Below are 14823 nucleotides of genomic sequence, written 5' to 3'. Positions count from 1 at the left end.
ATTTCAACCATATATTATGGCAAGAAAACAAGATAAGAATACAGTAAAGAGATTTAATAAAATCTCAATTGGTTTAGCATCACCAGAATCTATTTTAGCAGAATCTAGAGGTGAAGTTTTAAAGCCAGAAACTATCAATTATCGAACTCACAAACCAGAACGTGATGGTTTGTTCTGTGAGCGTATTTTTGGTCCTGTAAAGGATTATGAGTGTGCTTGTGGTAAATATAAAAGAATACGTTATAAAGGTATTGTTTGTGACCGTTGTGGTGTAGAGGTTACCGAAAAGAAAGTACGTAGAGATAGAGTAGGACACATAAACTTAGTGGTTCCTGTAGCTCATATTTGGTACTTCCGTTCGTTACCAAACAAAATTGGTTATTTACTTGGTTTACCATCTAAGAAATTGGATATGATTATTTACTACGAACGTTACGTAGTTATTCAACCAGGTGGTGCTAAAAATGAAGAAGGAGAACCATTACAAAAAATGGATTTCCTAACTGAAGAGGAATACTTAAATATTCTTGAAGCACTTCCTCAGGAAAATCAATATTTAGATGATACTGATCCTGAGAAATTCATTGCTAAAATGGGGGCTGAGTGCTTAATTGAATTATTAGCAAGAATTGATTTAGAATCTTTATCATACGAATTACGTCATAAAGCAAATACTGAAACGTCTAAACAACGTAAAACTGAAGCTTTAAAACGTTTGCAAGTTGTTGAAGCTTTACGTGAATCAAATAACAATAGAGAAAATCGTCCAGAATGGATGATTATGAAAGTTGTGCCAATTATTCCGCCAGAATTACGTCCGTTAGTGCCGTTAGATGGTGGTCGTTTTGCAACGTCTGATTTAAATGATTTATACCGTCGTGTAATTATCCGTAACAACCGTTTAAAAAGATTGGTTGAGATAAAAGCACCAGAAGTAATTTTACGTAATGAGAAACGTATGTTACAAGAATCTGTAGATTCATTATTTGATAACACACGTAAGTCATCAGCAGTAAAAACAGATTCTAACAGACCATTAAAATCATTATCAGATTCACTTAAAGGTAAGCAAGGGCGTTTCCGTCAAAACTTATTAGGTAAACGTGTTGATTACTCTGCACGTTCTGTAATTGTTGTTGGACCAGAATTAAAATTATTTGAATGTGGATTGCCAAAAAACATGGCAGCTGAATTATACAAACCTTTTGTAATTAGAAAGTTAATTGAAAGAGGTATTGTTAAGACAGTTAAATCTGCAAAGAAAATTATAGATAAAAGAGAGCCAGTGGTTTGGGATATTTTGGAAAATGTTCTTAAAGGACACCCAGTATTACTAAACCGTGCGCCTACGTTACATAGATTGGGTATACAAGCTTTTCAACCAAAATTAATTGAAGGGAAGGCTATCCAATTACACCCATTAGTATGTACTGCATTTAACGCCGATTTTGATGGAGATCAAATGGCGGTGCACCTACCATTAGGACCAGAAGCTATTTTAGAATGTCAATTATTAATGTTGGCATCACATAATATCTTAAACCCTGCTAATGGTTCACCAGTAACGGTACCATCTCAGGATATGGTTCTTGGGTTGTATTATATGACTAAATTACGTAAGTCTACACCAGAATTGCCAATTAAAGGAGAAGGTTTAACTTTCTATTCTCCAGAAGAAGTAGTTATTGCTTTTAACGAGAAAAGAGTTGATTTAAATGCTGGTATAAAAGTAAGAACTATTGATCTTAACGAAGACGGTAAACTTGATAAAATGATTGTTGACACTACTGTTGGTAGAGTATTATTTAATCAACATGTACCACAGGCTGCAGGTTATATTAATCAAGTACTTACCAAAAAATCGTTAAGAGATATTATTGGAGATATTCTTAAAGTAACATCTGTTCCTGAAACTGCAGATTTCCTTGATGCTATTAGAACATTAGGATTTAAGTTTGCATTTCAAGGCGGATTATCATTTAGTTTAGGTGATATTATTATTCCACCAGAAAAGCAAGGAATGATTGATAAAGCTAATGGTTTAGTTGACGGAATTACTGGCAACTATAACATGGGACTTATCACTAATAATGAACGTTATAACCAAGTTATTGATATTTGGACTTCTACAAATGCTGAATTGACTGAATTGTCTATGAAGCGTATTCGTGAAGATCAACAAGGGTTCAACTCAGTGTTTATGATGCTTGATTCTGGAGCAAGGGGATCTAAAGAACAGATTCGTCAGCTTACAGGTATGCGTGGATTAATGGCTAAGCCTAAAAAATCTAACGCAGGTGGAGGAGAAATTATTGAAAACCCAATTCTTTCTAACTTTAAAGAAGGACTTTCAATTTTAGAATACTTTATTTCTACTCACGGTGCGCGTAAAGGACTTGCAGATACGGCTCTTAAAACTGCCGATGCAGGGTATTTAACACGTCGTTTAGTAGATGTATCTCAAGATGTTATAATAAATACTGAAGATTGTGGTACTTTAAGAGGTGTTGAAGTTGAACCGTTAAAGAAAAATGATGAAGTTGTAGAAACTTTAGAAGAAAGAATTGTAGGACGTGTTTCTTTAAACGATGTTTATAATCCTTTAACTGATGAATTATTAGTATCTGCAGGACAATTAATTGAAGATGACATAGCTAAAACTATTCAAGCATCACCAATTGAAACTATAGAAGTGCGTTCGGCATTAACATGTGAAGCTTTAAAAGGAATTTGCGCAAAATGTTACGGACGTAATTTAGCTACTGGTAAAATGGTACAACGTGGCGAAGCTGTAGGTGTTGTAGCTGCACAGTCTATTGGAGAACCTGGTACGCAGTTAACATTACGTACATTCCACGTAGGTGGTATTGCAGGTAACATTTCTGAAGATAACAAACTTGCTGTTAAATTTGATGGAGTTGCAGAAATTGAAGATTTAAAAACTGTAAAAGGACAGGACAATGAAGGTAATGATGTTGATATTGTTATTTCTCGTACCTCTGAACTTAAATTAACAGATAAGAAAACTGGTATAGTTTTAAGCACAAATAATATTCCTTATGGGTCTACTATTTATGTTAAAAATGGCCAAACCCTAAGTAAAGGTGATGTGGTTTGTTCTTGGGACCCTTATAATGGTGTTATTATTTCAGAATTCGCTGGAAAAGTGAAATATGAAAATATAGAACAAGGAGTTACCTATCAAGTTGAAATTGATGAACAAACTGGTTTCCAAGAAAAGGTTATTTCAGAATCAAGAAATAAGAAATTAATCCCGACGCTTCATATTGAAGACTCTAAAGGAGAAACTATCCGTTCATACAATTTACCAGTTGGAGCACACTTAATGATTGATGATGGAGAGAAAATTAATATTGGTAAAATATTAGTTAAAATACCTCGTAAGTCAGCAAAAGCAGGTGATATTACTGGAGGTTTACCTCGTGTAACCGAGTTATTCGAAGCACGTAACCCATCTAATCCAGCTGTAGTTAGTGCTATTGATGGTGTAGTATCTTTTGGAAAAATTAAGAGAGGTAACCGTGAGATTATTGTAGAATCTAAAACAGGTGATATTAAGAAGTACTTAGTGAAATTATCTAATCAAATTCTTGTACAAGAAAACGATTATGTAAAAGCTGGTATGCCTTTATCTGATGGATCGATTACACCTAATGATATTTTAAATATTAAAGGACCATCTGCTGTACAACAATACTTAGTTAACGAAGTACAAGAAGTATATCGTTTACAAGGTGTAAAAATTAACGATAAGCACTTTGAGGTTGTAGTTAGACAAATGATGCGTAAAGTTAGAATTATTGATTCTGGTGATACTATCTTCTTAGAAGATCAATTAGCTCATAAAGCAGATTTCATTAAAGAAAACGATGAGATTTTCGGAATGAAAGTTATTGAAGATGCTGGAGATTCAGCAAACTTAAAAGCGGGTCAAATTATTTCACCTCGTGAGTTAAGAGATGAAAATTCAATTTTGCGACGAGAAGATAAAAATCTTGTAGTGGCAAGAGATGCACAACCAGCTACAGCAACACCTATATTACAAGGTATTACTAGAGCATCGCTTCAAACTAAATCATTTATATCTGCGGCATCTTTCCAAGAGACCACTAAGGTTCTTAACGAAGCAGCTGTGGCAGGTAAAGTAGATTCTTTAGAAGGACTTAAAGAGAATGTAATTGTTGGACACAGAATTCCAGCAGGTACAGGTATGCGTAACTATACGGATATCATTGTGGGTTCTAAAGAAGAATTTGATGAGATGATGCAAGTGAAAAAAGAATTAAATTATAATTAATTTTTATTCCTGCGAAGGCAGGAATCATTAAAAAATAAAAGCCTTCATGTATATAAACTTGGAGGCTTTTTATATTTAAAAACATAAGATTATGGCAGAAGAAAAAGATAAGCAGAAACAAGGTCAAATTAATATTGAGCTAGATGAAAGTGTTGCTGAAGGAATATATTCTAATTTAGCAATTATTAATCACTCAGTATCTGAATTTGTAGTAGACTTTGTAAATATAATGCCAGGTGTACCTAAAAATAAAGTGAAAGCTAGAATTATTTTAACGCCTCAGCATGCTAAACGACTGTTAAAAGCACTAGGAGATAATGTAGCCAGATTTGAAAATGCTCATGGCGAAATTAAAGATTATGAGCAACCACCAATTCCATTAAATTTCGGACCAACTGGTCAAGCATAAAGAAAGTAAAAGTCTTAAAGTTTATTTAGGGCTTTTTTGTTTTTGATATATTTATTCAAAAATGTAGAAAATTTTACTTTTTTAAGCGACTTCCTTATTTACATAGAATTGTAATGCACCAGAAGGACATTTTTTAATTTGCTTTATAATTACTTTTGTAGAAGCTCCGTCCAAGTCTATCCATGGAATAACAGAGTTTCTAAAAACATTTGAAAGGCCTTTTGCACAACGCTCAGCATTAATGCATACGCAGGGTTTGTAAGTTACAGTAATATCGGAATTACTGAAAACGTTTGGATTTGTTTCCATAAGTAGGTCATATTTGGGGTTATGATTCTGTTTTAAAAGTATGCATCTATAAAATTTAAAATTAAAAATAATCGTTTAAATGTATAAAAAATACGATTAAATACTGTTGTTTTTTAAAATAATCGACGAAATGCATAGTAAAAGTTACTCAAATTCTGATGTGAAATGAAATTTAATACTAGGATATTTTTGTTGAGTCATCTGTAAAGAGAAAGCAGAGTCTGCTAAAAAAACAAGTTGATTTTGCTTATCCTTTGCAAGGAAACGCTGTTTAACTCTAATAAATTCTTTATATTCATCATTCTTGTCATCTTCTGGATCAACCCAACAAGCTTTAAAAACATTTAAGTTTTCGTAAGTACATTTTGCACCATATTCGTGCTCCAGTCTGTATTGAATAACTTCATATTGCAAGGCACCAACGGTTCCAATTACTTTTCTCCCATTGAGTTCTAAAGTGAATAACTGAGCTACACCTTCATCCATTAATTGATCTATGCCTTTAAAAAGCTGTTTAGATTTTAAAGGATCGGCATTATTAATATATCTAAAGTGTTCTGGAGAAAAACTTGGAACACCTTTGTAGTTTAGTGTTTCTCCTTCAGTTAAAGTGTCTCCAATTTTAAAATTCCCCGTATCCTGTAAACCAACAATGTCACCAGGGTAAGATATGTCTACAATCTCCTTTTTTTCAGCAAAAAATGCATTTGGACTAGAAAATTTTACTTTTTTATTGTTTCTAACATGTAAATACGGTGCATTACGTTTAAACTCGCCAGAAACAATCTTTATAAAGGCTAATCGATTTCTGTGATTTGGATCCATATTGGCATGAATTTTAAAAACAAAACCGCTAAATTTATTTTCGTTAGGTTGCACCAAGCGTTCCTCACTTTGTTTTGGTCTTGGTGTCGGAGCTATTTCTACAAAACAGTCTAGTAGCTCTCTAACCCCAAAATTATTTAAAGCTGAACCAAAAAATACAGGTTGTAAATTTCCGTTAAGGTATTTTTCTTTATCAAATTCTGGATATATGCCTTCAACAAGTTCAATTTCTTCTCGTAAAGTATTTGCAGCTTCACTACCAACTAACGTATCTAATTCTTGAGATGCTAAATCTGAAATCTCTATAGTTTCTTCAATATCTTTTCTACTATCACCACTAAAAAGGTTTACGTTTTTCTCCCATATATTGTATATACCTTTAAAATCATACCCCATACCAATTGGAAAACTTAAGGGAGTTACTTTTAATCCTAATTTCTGCTCAACTTCATCTAGTAAATCAAAAGCATCTTTTCCTTCTCTATCCATTTTATTAATGAATACAATCATAGGGATATTACGCATACGACAAACCTCTACCAGTTTTTCAGTTTGCTCTTCAACACCTTTTGCAACATCAATAACCACAATGACACTATCTACAGCAGTTAACGTTCTAAACGTATCTTCAGCAAAATCTTTGTGCCCAGGTGTATCAAGAATATTAATTTTTATGCCATTATATTCAAATGCTAAAACAGAAGTAGCTACAGAGATACCACGTTGGCGCTCAATTTCCATAAAATCACTCGTAGCCCCTTTTTTAATTTTATTACTTTTTACGGCGCCAGCTTCTTGAATGGCACCACCAAATAATAGTAGTTTTTCTGTTAGTGTTGTTTTACCAGCATCTGGGTGCGATATAATTCCAAAGGTACGCCTACGTTCTATTTCTTTTAAAAAACTCATATATTATATAAATGGGTTGCAAATATACTATTTATAGTACCAAAAAAAATAATAGCCATGCACCTCTTTTTATTTTTATGATAAGATTAATGTCTTTTAAAAAATTACTTGGTATTTTTGTAAAACTATGAAAGAAGAACAAGTAATTCTTGTAAACGAAAAAGATGAGAAAATTGGCTTAATGTCAAAAATGGAGGCTCATGAAAAGGCCTTATTACATCGAGCATTTTCAGTTTTTATATTTAATGATAATAGTGAATTGATGTTGCAACAACGAGCATTAGATAAGTATCACTCTCCTGGTTTATGGACCAACACGTGTTGTAGCCATCAGAGGGACGGAGAAACTAATATTGAAGCAGGTAGACGTCGTTTACAGGAAGAAATGGGATTTGATGTAGAACTTAAGGAATCTATTTCATTTATTTATAAAGCTCCTTTTGATAATGGCCTAACCGAGCATGAATATGATCATGTTTTATTGGGTAATTATAACGAATCACCAATAATTAATGAAGATGAAGTTTCAAACTGGAAATGGATGTCATTAGAGGATATTGAAGTTGATATTTCATTACATCCTGAGTTTTACACTGAATGGTTTAAAGTGATTTTTGATAAATTCTACGAACATATAAACTTAGCTACAAATGAAAGTAACAGTTAGTAGAAAGGCTCATTTTAATGCGGCTCATAGATTGTATAGAAAAGATTGGACTGATGAAAAAAACAGCTTGATTTTTGGTAAATGCAGTAACCCCAATTTTCATGGTCATAATTATGAGCTTATAGTAAGCGTTACAGGTACTATAGATAAAGAAACAGGCTATGTTATAGATATTAAAACTTTAAAAGATATTATTAAAGAAAAGATTGAGGACGCTTTCGATCATAAAAATTTAAATGTAGAAGTTCCTGAATTTAGGGAGTTAAATCCCACAGCAGAAAATATTGTTGTAGTTATTTATGATAAAATTAAGCCTGAATTAAAACCAGAATTGGAATTAGAAATTACACTTTTTGAAACACCAAGGAATTTTGTGAGTTATTCTGGTTAGTAATACTATAAAAAGCAAATACTCTTTTTTTAGCATGAGTAAATTTTTAGCATTAAATTTCTTCTAATAATGCTACGTTAATAAAGCTTTATGTTTAATTATTTACTTATTTTTGCACCTAAATTAAATTAGAAATTATGGCGAATGTTAGAAACCTAAAGAAAGACATAAACTATGTTTTAGGAGATATTATTGGAGTAGTTTGTAGTTGGCAAAACGCAAATGAAGATAAAGACGCAAAAAAGAGTGAAGCAATTATTGATGAAGCAATTGAAACGTTTGACGCTTTAATAGCTAAAGTAAACGCTAGAGATGTAGAAAACCCTAAAACTCATTTTAAGGCTATTAATGCAGAGTTAGAAGAAAAAGGACGAGCACTAATAGAAAAAATTAATAAACTAGGATAATTTTTTGACGGACTGCTTGTATATTATTTTTTTGCTATTATATTTGCATCCGTTAAAACGCCGATGTAGCTCAGCTGGCTAGAGCAGCTGATTTGTAATCAGCAGGTCGTGGGTTCGAGTCCCTCCATCGGCTCTAAAAACAAAAAGCCTTTCAATATTGAAAGGCTTTTTGTTTTTTAATAATTTGGCTTATTTATTTTTATCAGCCTCTTTTATTTCGTCAATAAACACTTGTAATTTTTTTCCATATTTTGATGCTTTAACTTTAGGTGTTAAAGAGTTATTTATAGTGTCTAATAAATTAATTCGAGCGTTATAAACTTCAGTTAAAGCAAGGTAAGGAGCTACTTCACTATCTTTATTATTTATTGCAAAATTTACAGCATATAAATATTTACGTTTTAATAAACCATTGTACTCGTTTTCAATTGAACTAAGTTTTGATGTATCAGAATCTTTTTGAGCTTCAAATTGTTCTTTTATCAATTCTAAGTTTCTATTATTTAATTTTGAAATCATGGTTTGATATTCTTCCCATGTTTCTTGTTGTTTAGAGCCTTTAATCTTTGCATCAAAGACAAAGTTTTTTAATGTAGTACTAATTTCTGTAATACCTTTATCTGCAAAAAATGCTATAGCATCGTCTTGGTTGGTGTTTTTATTTAAATATAAATAGAACACTTCTGGAGATTCTATATCGCTATGCAATTCAAATGTAGGATTCCCATTGATCAATATAGAATCTATAGTAATTAGAACTGTGTCTTTTGCCTTTTTAAGATAAACAGTACCTTTTTTTAAACCTTTAATATTAGCTTTAACAATTAAATCGGGTTGCTCTTTTGCACAAGAAACTATTAACATAAGTAAAACAAATAGCGATAATTTTTTCATAATCTATTTTAGAATTTTTGGAATGACAAATATCCTATAATTATATTTTAAATACTAGTCGCATAGAATAATTTATAAACCTTATATGTGTATTAAAATTATGTTAATTGAATTAACCATATTTGAGTTTGGCACAGATATTGTGTAATAATAAATGATTACATTCTAATAAAAGGTTTATTGAGTGGTTACTTTAAACTTAAAAAATGTAATTCATATTTTTGGTTGGTTAGTTAGTAAAAAGGCACCTTAATTTAAGGTGCTTTTTTTATTTACAAAGTGTATTTTATCGATGAAATGCATGTTTTTATCTACAAATGTTAAAATTATATGTATTTCATCGATTTATTATGTTTTTTATCGTTAGTATATTTTTATTAATTATATATTTGGTGTGTACTAAATAACATACTTTTTAGTTCAATGGATTAATTAATTAATATTTGCATTATGTTGTTGGTATAGAGACCCTAAATCTACATCGTAATAAAAAAAGCAAATTGAAAAGAAACCGAGTTTGAGGGAACTCGGTTTTTTTGTACTTCAATTTTAAGGATTACATTTATTTTATATAAATTAGCTTATAACCGTTTACTTATGAAATTTTTTTCAATCTTTTTTTTATTGCTTATTAGCTCTTTGTCTTTTGCGCAATTACCTGAAGGTTTTACTTATGTAGAAGATGTTATCCCAGATTTGGATGTAGAGCTAAGGTATAATACATCAAATAATTTTGTTGGAAAAACCATAGATGGTTATCACTCCAATAAACTTATTTTAACAAAGCAAACGGCACAAGCTTTAAAATTGGTACACGAAGATTTGCAGAATTTAAATTTATGTTTAAAAGTATACGATGGGTATAGACCACAACAAGCAGTAAACCATTTTGTACGTTGGGCAAAAGTTTTAAATGATACTATAAATAAATCTGTTTTTTATCCTAATGTAAAAAAAAGAAACTTATTTAATGAGGGGTATATTGCAAGTAAATCAGGGCACAGCAGAGGGAGTACCGTAGATTTAACTATAATTGATGGAAATACAGGAAAACCTATAGATATGGGTAGTGCATATGACTTTTTTGGGCAAGAATCATGGGTTAATTTTGATGCTATTACCAAAAAGCAAAGAGAAAATAGGCAGCTGTTACAAACCGTAATGTTAAAACATGGGTTTAGAAACTATCCAAAAGAATGGTGGCATTTTACTTTGCGAAACGAACCTTTCCCGAATACTTATTTTGATTTTTTAATTGAATAAAAAAAGCGATTCTCATAATAGAAAATCGCTTTAATAATTTGATTGATGTTGTTTTTTTATTCTTTATCTAAATTTTTAGTCATATTAAACCCTATAAATAAGCCAACACCAGCCATAAAGAAAATAGTTCCAGGCTCAGCTACATTGTCATCCATACCCATCATAACTAGTAAGGCAGAAATAAATACTCCTAGACCAATCCCCATTAATAGTAAGGCTAAGTTTAGGATTAAAACCTTCCAAATTGGAGCGGTGTGGCTTCTTCCTTTCATAAAGATACTAGCGTCTGCTCCTTTTTCTATAAGAGCTAGTCTTTCTTTGTTTCTTGTAGATAAGTATAAATAAACTATTCCGAAAATAGCTAAGAACATACTTATTGGGATAATTGCTTCTGATGCATGCATAATGTTTCGTTTTTAATTGATTAATTTTAATTGATTAATTTTAATGTGTTCATAGCTTATGACGATGTGCTTTTAGTTTTGGTTACACTTTTTTTTAAAAAATATTTTTCTAGATATATGTAACCTTTAATAAAGCATAGTCGTCTTACTTAAAAATGACCACCAACAACGATCAATATTATATCAACCAAATTATTGATGGCGACACTAATGCATTTTCAGTATTAGTAGATCGTTATAAAGATTTGGTGTTTACTTTAGCGTTGAGAATGTTAAAGAATAGGGAAGAAGCCGAAGAAGTATCACAAGATACTTTTATTAAAACATATAAATCGTTGCATAAGTTTAAAGGTGATTCTAAATTTTCTACATGGATTTATAGAGTAGCATATAATACATGTTTAGATAGATTAAAGAAGAATAAAAAACATTTTAATGATGTTGCAATTGATGAGTTTGCAGAGCATCAAATAAAAACAATAGATAATGCTTTAGACAAAATGGAACAGGAAGAGCATAATCAAGCCATAAAAGATTGCTTAACTTTGTTACCTAATGATGATAGTTTTTTACTAACGTTATACTATTTTGAAGAACGTTCTTTAGAAGAGATTTCTAAAATTATTGGTATTAAAGCCAATAATGTAAAAGTGAAAATATTTAGAAGTCGAAAAAAATTAGCGACTATATTAAAGCACAGATTAGAACCAGAAATAATTGAACATTATGAAAGAGAACGAAGATAAATATCTTGATGATTTTACAAAAAAAATTATTAAAAAGGCTTCTTTAGAAAGCCCTTCAATTCATTTTACTTCAGAAATAATGTCTCAAGTAAAAGCATTAAATAAAAGTAAAGTTATTGCTTATAAGCCTTTAATCTCAAAACAAACTTGGGTTTTAATTGCTTTAAGCTTTATTGGACTTTGTATTTACTTAATTTTTGGTACGGAAACACATCAAAGCAGTTGGTTAGATTCTTTAGATTTTAGCAAATTCACCAATGTTTTATCTGGGTTTACTATATCTAAAACCTTGATGTATGCTATTGCCTTTTTCGGATTAATGCTATGTATTCAAATTCCAGTTCTTAAGAATCATTTTGATAAGCAATACGAAGTTTAATTTAATCAATGATTTGTTAGTCTGTTAATTTCTGATTGGTATTGGGGAAACTTTGATACTAGCTGGTTTCTTTTCGGAAGTTCAAAATCATTAAAATCAAAACCAGGAGCTACTGTACAACCTACTAAAGTAAAATCATTAATATTAATTACTTCGGCAGCAAAATATTGTTTAGCTTTAACTACATATTGAGGTAATTCTCCTCTCTCTAAATTATTTCCGATAATAATTTTTTTGTAAATCCCTTCTTCAGAAATTACATGAAGTTTTATTGGCGAACCTTTATAAAAATGCCAAATTTCGTCTTGTTTAATTCTGTGAAATGCTGAAAAATTATCAGAAGTTAAAAGAAAATAAATACATGTTGAATAATTTCTTTTTTCTGAAAAATCTTCTCCAAGTGAATCTACATTTATAGTTCCTTGGCTTCTATAAGTTTCTTTAAAAAAGCCACCTTCCGGGTGTGGCTGTAATTGAAGGCTTTTAATTATTTTTTCAGCTTCAGTCATATTATTATTTTTAATACCAACGCTTCTTTTTCTTTTTAGAAGCCTCACTTTTGCGTCCTTTTTTGTGTTTACTTCCCTTTTTCTTAGACTTATGAATTATAGGTTTTGCTTTTGGATCTAATGGATAAGGGTGATTTTCTTCAATAGGAATTTGCACATTTATTAGCTGCTGGATAGTTTTAATATATGCTTTTTCATCAGCTGAGCATAAAGAGTAAGATATGCCTGTCTGTCCAGCACGACCAGTTCTTCCTATTCTATGAACGTAGGTTTCTGGTACGTTTGGCATATCAAAATTTACAACAGCGTCTAATTCGTTTATATCAATACCACGGGCAGCAACATCTGTAGCTACTAAAATATTTACATATCCGTTTTTAAATTTTTTTAAAGCATCTTGTCTTAAGTTTTGGGTTTTGTCTCCATGTATAGTTTCAACCTTATATCCATTTTTTATAAGAGTTTGCTCTAATTTGTCAACTCCAAATTTTGTTCTTCTAAAAATAAGAATATTGCCTTTAATAGTGTTTCGTAATAAATGTAAGCACAATTCAATTTTATTGCGTTTTGGCACATAATATAATACCTGACTTACATTTTTTGCAGCAGAAGAGGTTGGAGATACTTCAACACGTTCAGGAGATTTTAAAATAGTATTAGCAAGCTGTTCTACCTTGTAGGGCATAGTGGCAGAGAATAGCAATGTTTGTTTACTATCAGGACACAAACGTTCAATTTTTTTAACATCATCAATAAAACCAAGATCTAACATTAAGTCGGCTTCATCTAGTACTAGCGTTTCAACATAATCTAAATTGATATTATCTTGCTTGTGTAAATCGAGTAACCTGCCAGGTGTTGCAATAAGAATATCGACACCTTTATTTAAAACATCTTTTTGCGATTCTATTGAGGTTCCACCAAAAATTACTGTTGACCGTAAATTGGTGTTTTTGCCATAAACTTTAAAGTTTTCATTAATTTGAATGGCCAACTCTCTTGTAGGGCTTACAATAAGAGCTTTAATTTTTTTACCCTTTTTTGGAGCATCTTGCTTATCAAATAGCAGTTGTAAAATTGGTAAAGCAAAAGCAGCCGTTTTTCCTGTTCCTGTTTGAGCTGATGTAATAACATCTTTTTTTTCTAAAACGAGAGGAATAGTTCGTTCTTGTACTAAGGTTGGAGCATCATAACCAGCATCGGCAATAGCTCTTAAAATAGGCTTATTAAGTTGTAAGTCTTTAAACGACATCTATTAGTAATTTAGGCAAAGATAGTTTAAATAGTATAGTTTTTATGATTCGTCACACCATGCAACAGATGAGAGTTTCCAATGGTTAGCTACTTTTATAAATTGTAACGTTTTTATACCTTTACTTTTAAAATACTTACCATTTAATTCTCCTGATTTCTCATAATTACAAAACCGATGAGCTATAGTATTATAAATTTCTGTTTTGTGTGATACTTCATATTCAGAGAAATTTAAGAGTGTGCCATTAGTCAACATTTCTATTCTTGGAGCTATAAAACTACCTATACTATATACTATTGTATTTCCATTTGTGTTACTAATAATAATACCTTCTGGAATGAACATTTCCTTAAGAGCAGAAACATTTGGAGTTCTATTATTGCTATTTGTAAATACATCAAAAAATTGAGATGTAAGATTGTTAATTAAATCCAAATCGTTGTTTGAGGGCATAAGTTATAGTTTGTATATCAGATTTATTTAATGAACCTGTTTAACTTTTTTCTTTTTTTAATAGGAAGGGCTTCAATTTTTAAAGCGATATTAAGGTGGTCTTGATTTTTTTCTTCTGAAAAAAGTAGGTTAAAAAACTGAGCAATTGTAAGACTGTTTTTTGCTTGTTCTATTAACTTAAATGAATCTCCTTTTTTTACAAATCCTTCTTCTAAAACACGCACATATGTTCCAGGTAATCCACTATCTATAAACTGTTTTAAAGCGTTTTGTGTTCCTAGTTTTATTCCAAATTTAAAACAAGGTTCTCTAGGTTGTGTAATTTGCACTAGGGCTTCACCTATTTTATAAATACTTCCGATATGAATTTTTGTTTCATCTAAATCCTTTACTGTTAAGTTTTCACCTAACATACCGTAATCCCAACTTAAATTAGGATATAAGCTTTTCCAATATGCATATTGATTGGCTGAAAATAAATAACAGGCTTTATAAACACCACCATGAACACTTCTATTTGAAATTTCATCTCCTCTAACTGCTTCTTTTTCTAAATAAATAGGAGCATTGGTAGCTGTTTTATATATACCAGTTGTTGTTTCTTTCCCATTCCAAATAATTGTTGTTGGTTTTGCAATATTTGTTGAAATAATTTCCATGCCTTAAAAGTAATGAAAAAACAAAA

General features: G+C 30.9%; 16 protein-coding genes and 1 tRNA gene. 9 read left to right on the top strand and 8 right to left on the bottom strand.

All coding sequences use genetic code 11. The annotated features are described in order from the left end of the window. Nucleotides 1–16: 16 nt before the first annotated feature. Together rpoC and M3P09_RS15960 are read left to right on the top strand one after the other, a co-directional pair. Nucleotides 17–4318: a DNA-directed RNA polymerase subunit beta' gene (gene rpoC, locus M3P09_RS15965; RefSeq protein ID WP_099562911.1), complete on the top strand. Its 4302-nt coding sequence runs from the start codon at nucleotides 17–19 to the stop codon at nucleotides 4316–4318. 91 nt (nucleotides 4319–4409) lie between these two features. Next, nucleotides 4410–4727, top strand: a complete 318-nt coding sequence (locus M3P09_RS15960; RefSeq protein WP_099562910.1) for a DUF3467 domain-containing protein — start codon at nucleotides 4410–4412, stop codon at nucleotides 4725–4727. Nucleotides 4728–4808: 81 nt separating this feature from the next. On the opposite strand, the gene M3P09_RS15955 is transcribed toward M3P09_RS15960, so the two are convergent. Both M3P09_RS15955 and M3P09_RS15950 read right to left on the bottom strand, forming a co-directional pair. After that, entirely contained in the window at nucleotides 4809–5036 is a 228-nt protein-coding gene (locus M3P09_RS15955; protein WP_249973898.1) for a (4Fe-4S)-binding protein, read from the bottom strand. A gap of 144 nt (nucleotides 5037–5180) precedes the next feature. Then, nucleotides 5181–6770: a peptide chain release factor 3 gene (locus M3P09_RS15950; protein WP_249973897.1), complete on the bottom strand. Its 1590-nt coding sequence runs from the start codon at nucleotides 6768–6770 to the stop codon at nucleotides 5181–5183. 127 nt (nucleotides 6771–6897) lie between these two features. Between M3P09_RS15950 and idi the strand changes: the two genes are divergently transcribed. The 4 genes from idi to M3P09_RS15930 all read left to right on the top strand — a co-directional run bounded on the left by idi (nucleotide 6898) and on the right by M3P09_RS15930 (nucleotide 8368). Beyond that, a complete protein-coding gene (gene idi / locus M3P09_RS15945) occupies nucleotides 6898–7437 on the top strand; it encodes an isopentenyl-diphosphate Delta-isomerase (RefSeq protein ID WP_249973896.1) in 540 nt (179 codons plus the stop codon). Beyond that, nucleotides 7421–7828, top strand: a complete 408-nt coding sequence (locus M3P09_RS15940; RefSeq protein ID WP_099562906.1) for a 6-pyruvoyl trahydropterin synthase family protein — start codon at nucleotides 7421–7423, stop codon at nucleotides 7826–7828. Before idi ends, M3P09_RS15940 begins: the two co-directional genes overlap by 17 nt. A gap of 137 nt (nucleotides 7829–7965) precedes the next feature. After that, complete coding sequence (locus tag M3P09_RS15935; protein WP_099562905.1) at nucleotides 7966–8235, top strand: hypothetical protein; 270 nt, start codon at nucleotides 7966–7968, stop codon at nucleotides 8233–8235. 59 nt (nucleotides 8236–8294) lie between these two features. Further along, nucleotides 8295–8368: transfer RNA gene (locus tag M3P09_RS15930), tRNA-Thr, on the top strand. Between the two features lie 56 nt (nucleotides 8369–8424). Here the strand turns inward: M3P09_RS15930 and M3P09_RS15925 are convergent. Beyond that, nucleotides 8425–9129 carry a DUF4369 domain-containing protein gene (locus tag M3P09_RS15925; RefSeq protein WP_249973895.1) on the bottom strand — a complete coding sequence of 235 codons (705 nt, stop codon included), beginning with the start codon at nucleotides 9127–9129 and terminating at the stop codon, nucleotides 8425–8427. Between the two features lie 597 nt (nucleotides 9130–9726). Between M3P09_RS15925 and M3P09_RS15920 the strand changes: the two genes are divergently transcribed. Then, nucleotides 9727–10392 carry a M15 family metallopeptidase gene (locus tag M3P09_RS15920; RefSeq protein WP_249973894.1) on the top strand — a complete coding sequence of 222 codons (666 nt, stop codon included), beginning with the start codon at nucleotides 9727–9729 and terminating at the stop codon, nucleotides 10390–10392. A 56-nt stretch (nucleotides 10393–10448) separates the two neighbouring features. On the opposite strand, the gene M3P09_RS15915 is transcribed toward M3P09_RS15920, so the two are convergent. Continuing rightward, on the bottom strand, nucleotides 10449–10796 hold the full coding sequence (locus M3P09_RS15915) for a DUF6249 domain-containing protein (protein WP_099562902.1): 348 nt from the start codon (nucleotides 10794–10796) through the stop codon (nucleotides 10449–10451). A gap of 155 nt (nucleotides 10797–10951) precedes the next feature. Here M3P09_RS15915 and M3P09_RS15910 point away from each other — a divergent pair, with 155 nt between their 5' ends. Then, on the top strand, nucleotides 10952–11542 hold the full coding sequence (locus tag M3P09_RS15910; RefSeq protein WP_249973893.1) for an RNA polymerase sigma factor: 591 nt from the start codon (nucleotides 10952–10954) through the stop codon (nucleotides 11540–11542). Further along, the gene (locus M3P09_RS15905) at nucleotides 11523–11921 is read left to right on the top strand and encodes a hypothetical protein (protein WP_249973892.1); all 399 of its coding nucleotides are present in this window, start codon (nucleotides 11523–11525) and stop codon (nucleotides 11919–11921) included. Before M3P09_RS15910 ends, M3P09_RS15905 begins: the two co-directional genes overlap by 20 nt. Before the next feature lie 5 nt (nucleotides 11922–11926). On the opposite strand, the gene M3P09_RS15900 is transcribed toward M3P09_RS15905, so the two are convergent. From M3P09_RS15900 to M3P09_RS15885, 4 genes are read right to left on the bottom strand one after another with little or no spacing between them, the layout of a single operon-like run. Next, a complete protein-coding gene (locus tag M3P09_RS15900; protein WP_249973891.1) occupies nucleotides 11927–12430 on the bottom strand; it encodes a cupin domain-containing protein in 504 nt (167 codons plus the stop codon). A gap of 10 nt (nucleotides 12431–12440) precedes the next feature. After that, nucleotides 12441–13682 (bottom strand): DEAD/DEAH box helicase, encoded by a 1242-nt coding sequence (locus tag M3P09_RS15895; RefSeq protein WP_249973890.1) that lies wholly within the window; start codon nucleotides 13680–13682, stop codon nucleotides 12441–12443. Nucleotides 13683–13724: 42 nt separating this feature from the next. Further along, complete coding sequence (locus M3P09_RS15890; RefSeq protein ID WP_099562897.1) at nucleotides 13725–14138, bottom strand: DUF4440 domain-containing protein; 414 nt, start codon at nucleotides 14136–14138, stop codon at nucleotides 13725–13727. Between the two features lie 23 nt (nucleotides 14139–14161). Beyond that, the gene (locus tag M3P09_RS15885) at nucleotides 14162–14797 is read right to left on the bottom strand and encodes an MOSC domain-containing protein (protein WP_249973889.1); all 636 of its coding nucleotides are present in this window, start codon (nucleotides 14795–14797) and stop codon (nucleotides 14162–14164) included. Between the last annotated feature and the right edge of the window lie 26 nt (nucleotides 14798–14823).

It is taken from the genome of Jejuia spongiicola (assembly GCF_023502325.1).
GTDB lineage: Bacteria > Bacteroidota > Bacteroidia > Flavobacteriales > Flavobacteriaceae > Wocania_A > Wocania_A spongiicola.
Note: the sequence above shows the minus strand (reverse complement) of the source record. Positions and strands in the feature narration are given on the sequence as shown.

Coding starts and splice junctions, on each gene's coding strand:
- rpoC (WP_099562911.1), top strand. CDS start 17: ATGGCAAGAAAACAAGATAAGAATACAGTAAAGAGATTTAATAAAATC.
- M3P09_RS15960 (WP_099562910.1), top strand. CDS start 4,410: ATGGCAGAAGAAAAAGATAAGCAGAAACAAGGTCAAATTAATATTGAG.
- M3P09_RS15955 (WP_249973898.1), bottom strand. CDS start 5,036: ATGGAAACAAATCCAAACGTTTTCAGTAATTCCGATATTACTGTAACT.
- M3P09_RS15950 (WP_249973897.1), bottom strand. CDS start 6,770: ATGAGTTTTTTAAAAGAAATAGAACGTAGGCGTACCTTTGGAATTATA.
- idi (WP_249973896.1), top strand. CDS start 6,898: ATGAAAGAAGAACAAGTAATTCTTGTAAACGAAAAAGATGAGAAAATT.
- M3P09_RS15940 (WP_099562906.1), top strand. CDS start 7,421: ATGAAAGTAACAGTTAGTAGAAAGGCTCATTTTAATGCGGCTCATAGA.
- M3P09_RS15935 (WP_099562905.1), top strand. CDS start 7,966: ATGGCGAATGTTAGAAACCTAAAGAAAGACATAAACTATGTTTTAGGA.
- M3P09_RS15925 (WP_249973895.1), bottom strand. CDS start 9,129: ATGAAAAAATTATCGCTATTTGTTTTACTTATGTTAATAGTTTCTTGT.
- M3P09_RS15920 (WP_249973894.1), top strand. CDS start 9,727: ATGAAATTTTTTTCAATCTTTTTTTTATTGCTTATTAGCTCTTTGTCT.
- M3P09_RS15915 (WP_099562902.1), bottom strand. CDS start 10,796: ATGCATGCATCAGAAGCAATTATCCCAATAAGTATGTTCTTAGCTATT.
- M3P09_RS15910 (WP_249973893.1), top strand. CDS start 10,952: ATGACCACCAACAACGATCAATATTATATCAACCAAATTATTGATGGC.
- M3P09_RS15905 (WP_249973892.1), top strand. CDS start 11,523: ATGAAAGAGAACGAAGATAAATATCTTGATGATTTTACAAAAAAAATT.
- M3P09_RS15900 (WP_249973891.1), bottom strand. CDS start 12,430: ATGACTGAAGCTGAAAAAATAATTAAAAGCCTTCAATTACAGCCACAC.
- M3P09_RS15895 (WP_249973890.1), bottom strand. CDS start 13,682: ATGTCGTTTAAAGACTTACAACTTAATAAGCCTATTTTAAGAGCTATT.
- M3P09_RS15890 (WP_099562897.1), bottom strand. CDS start 14,138: ATGCCCTCAAACAACGATTTGGATTTAATTAACAATCTTACATCTCAA.
- M3P09_RS15885 (WP_249973889.1), bottom strand. CDS start 14,797: ATGGAAATTATTTCAACAAATATTGCAAAACCAACAACAATTATTTGG.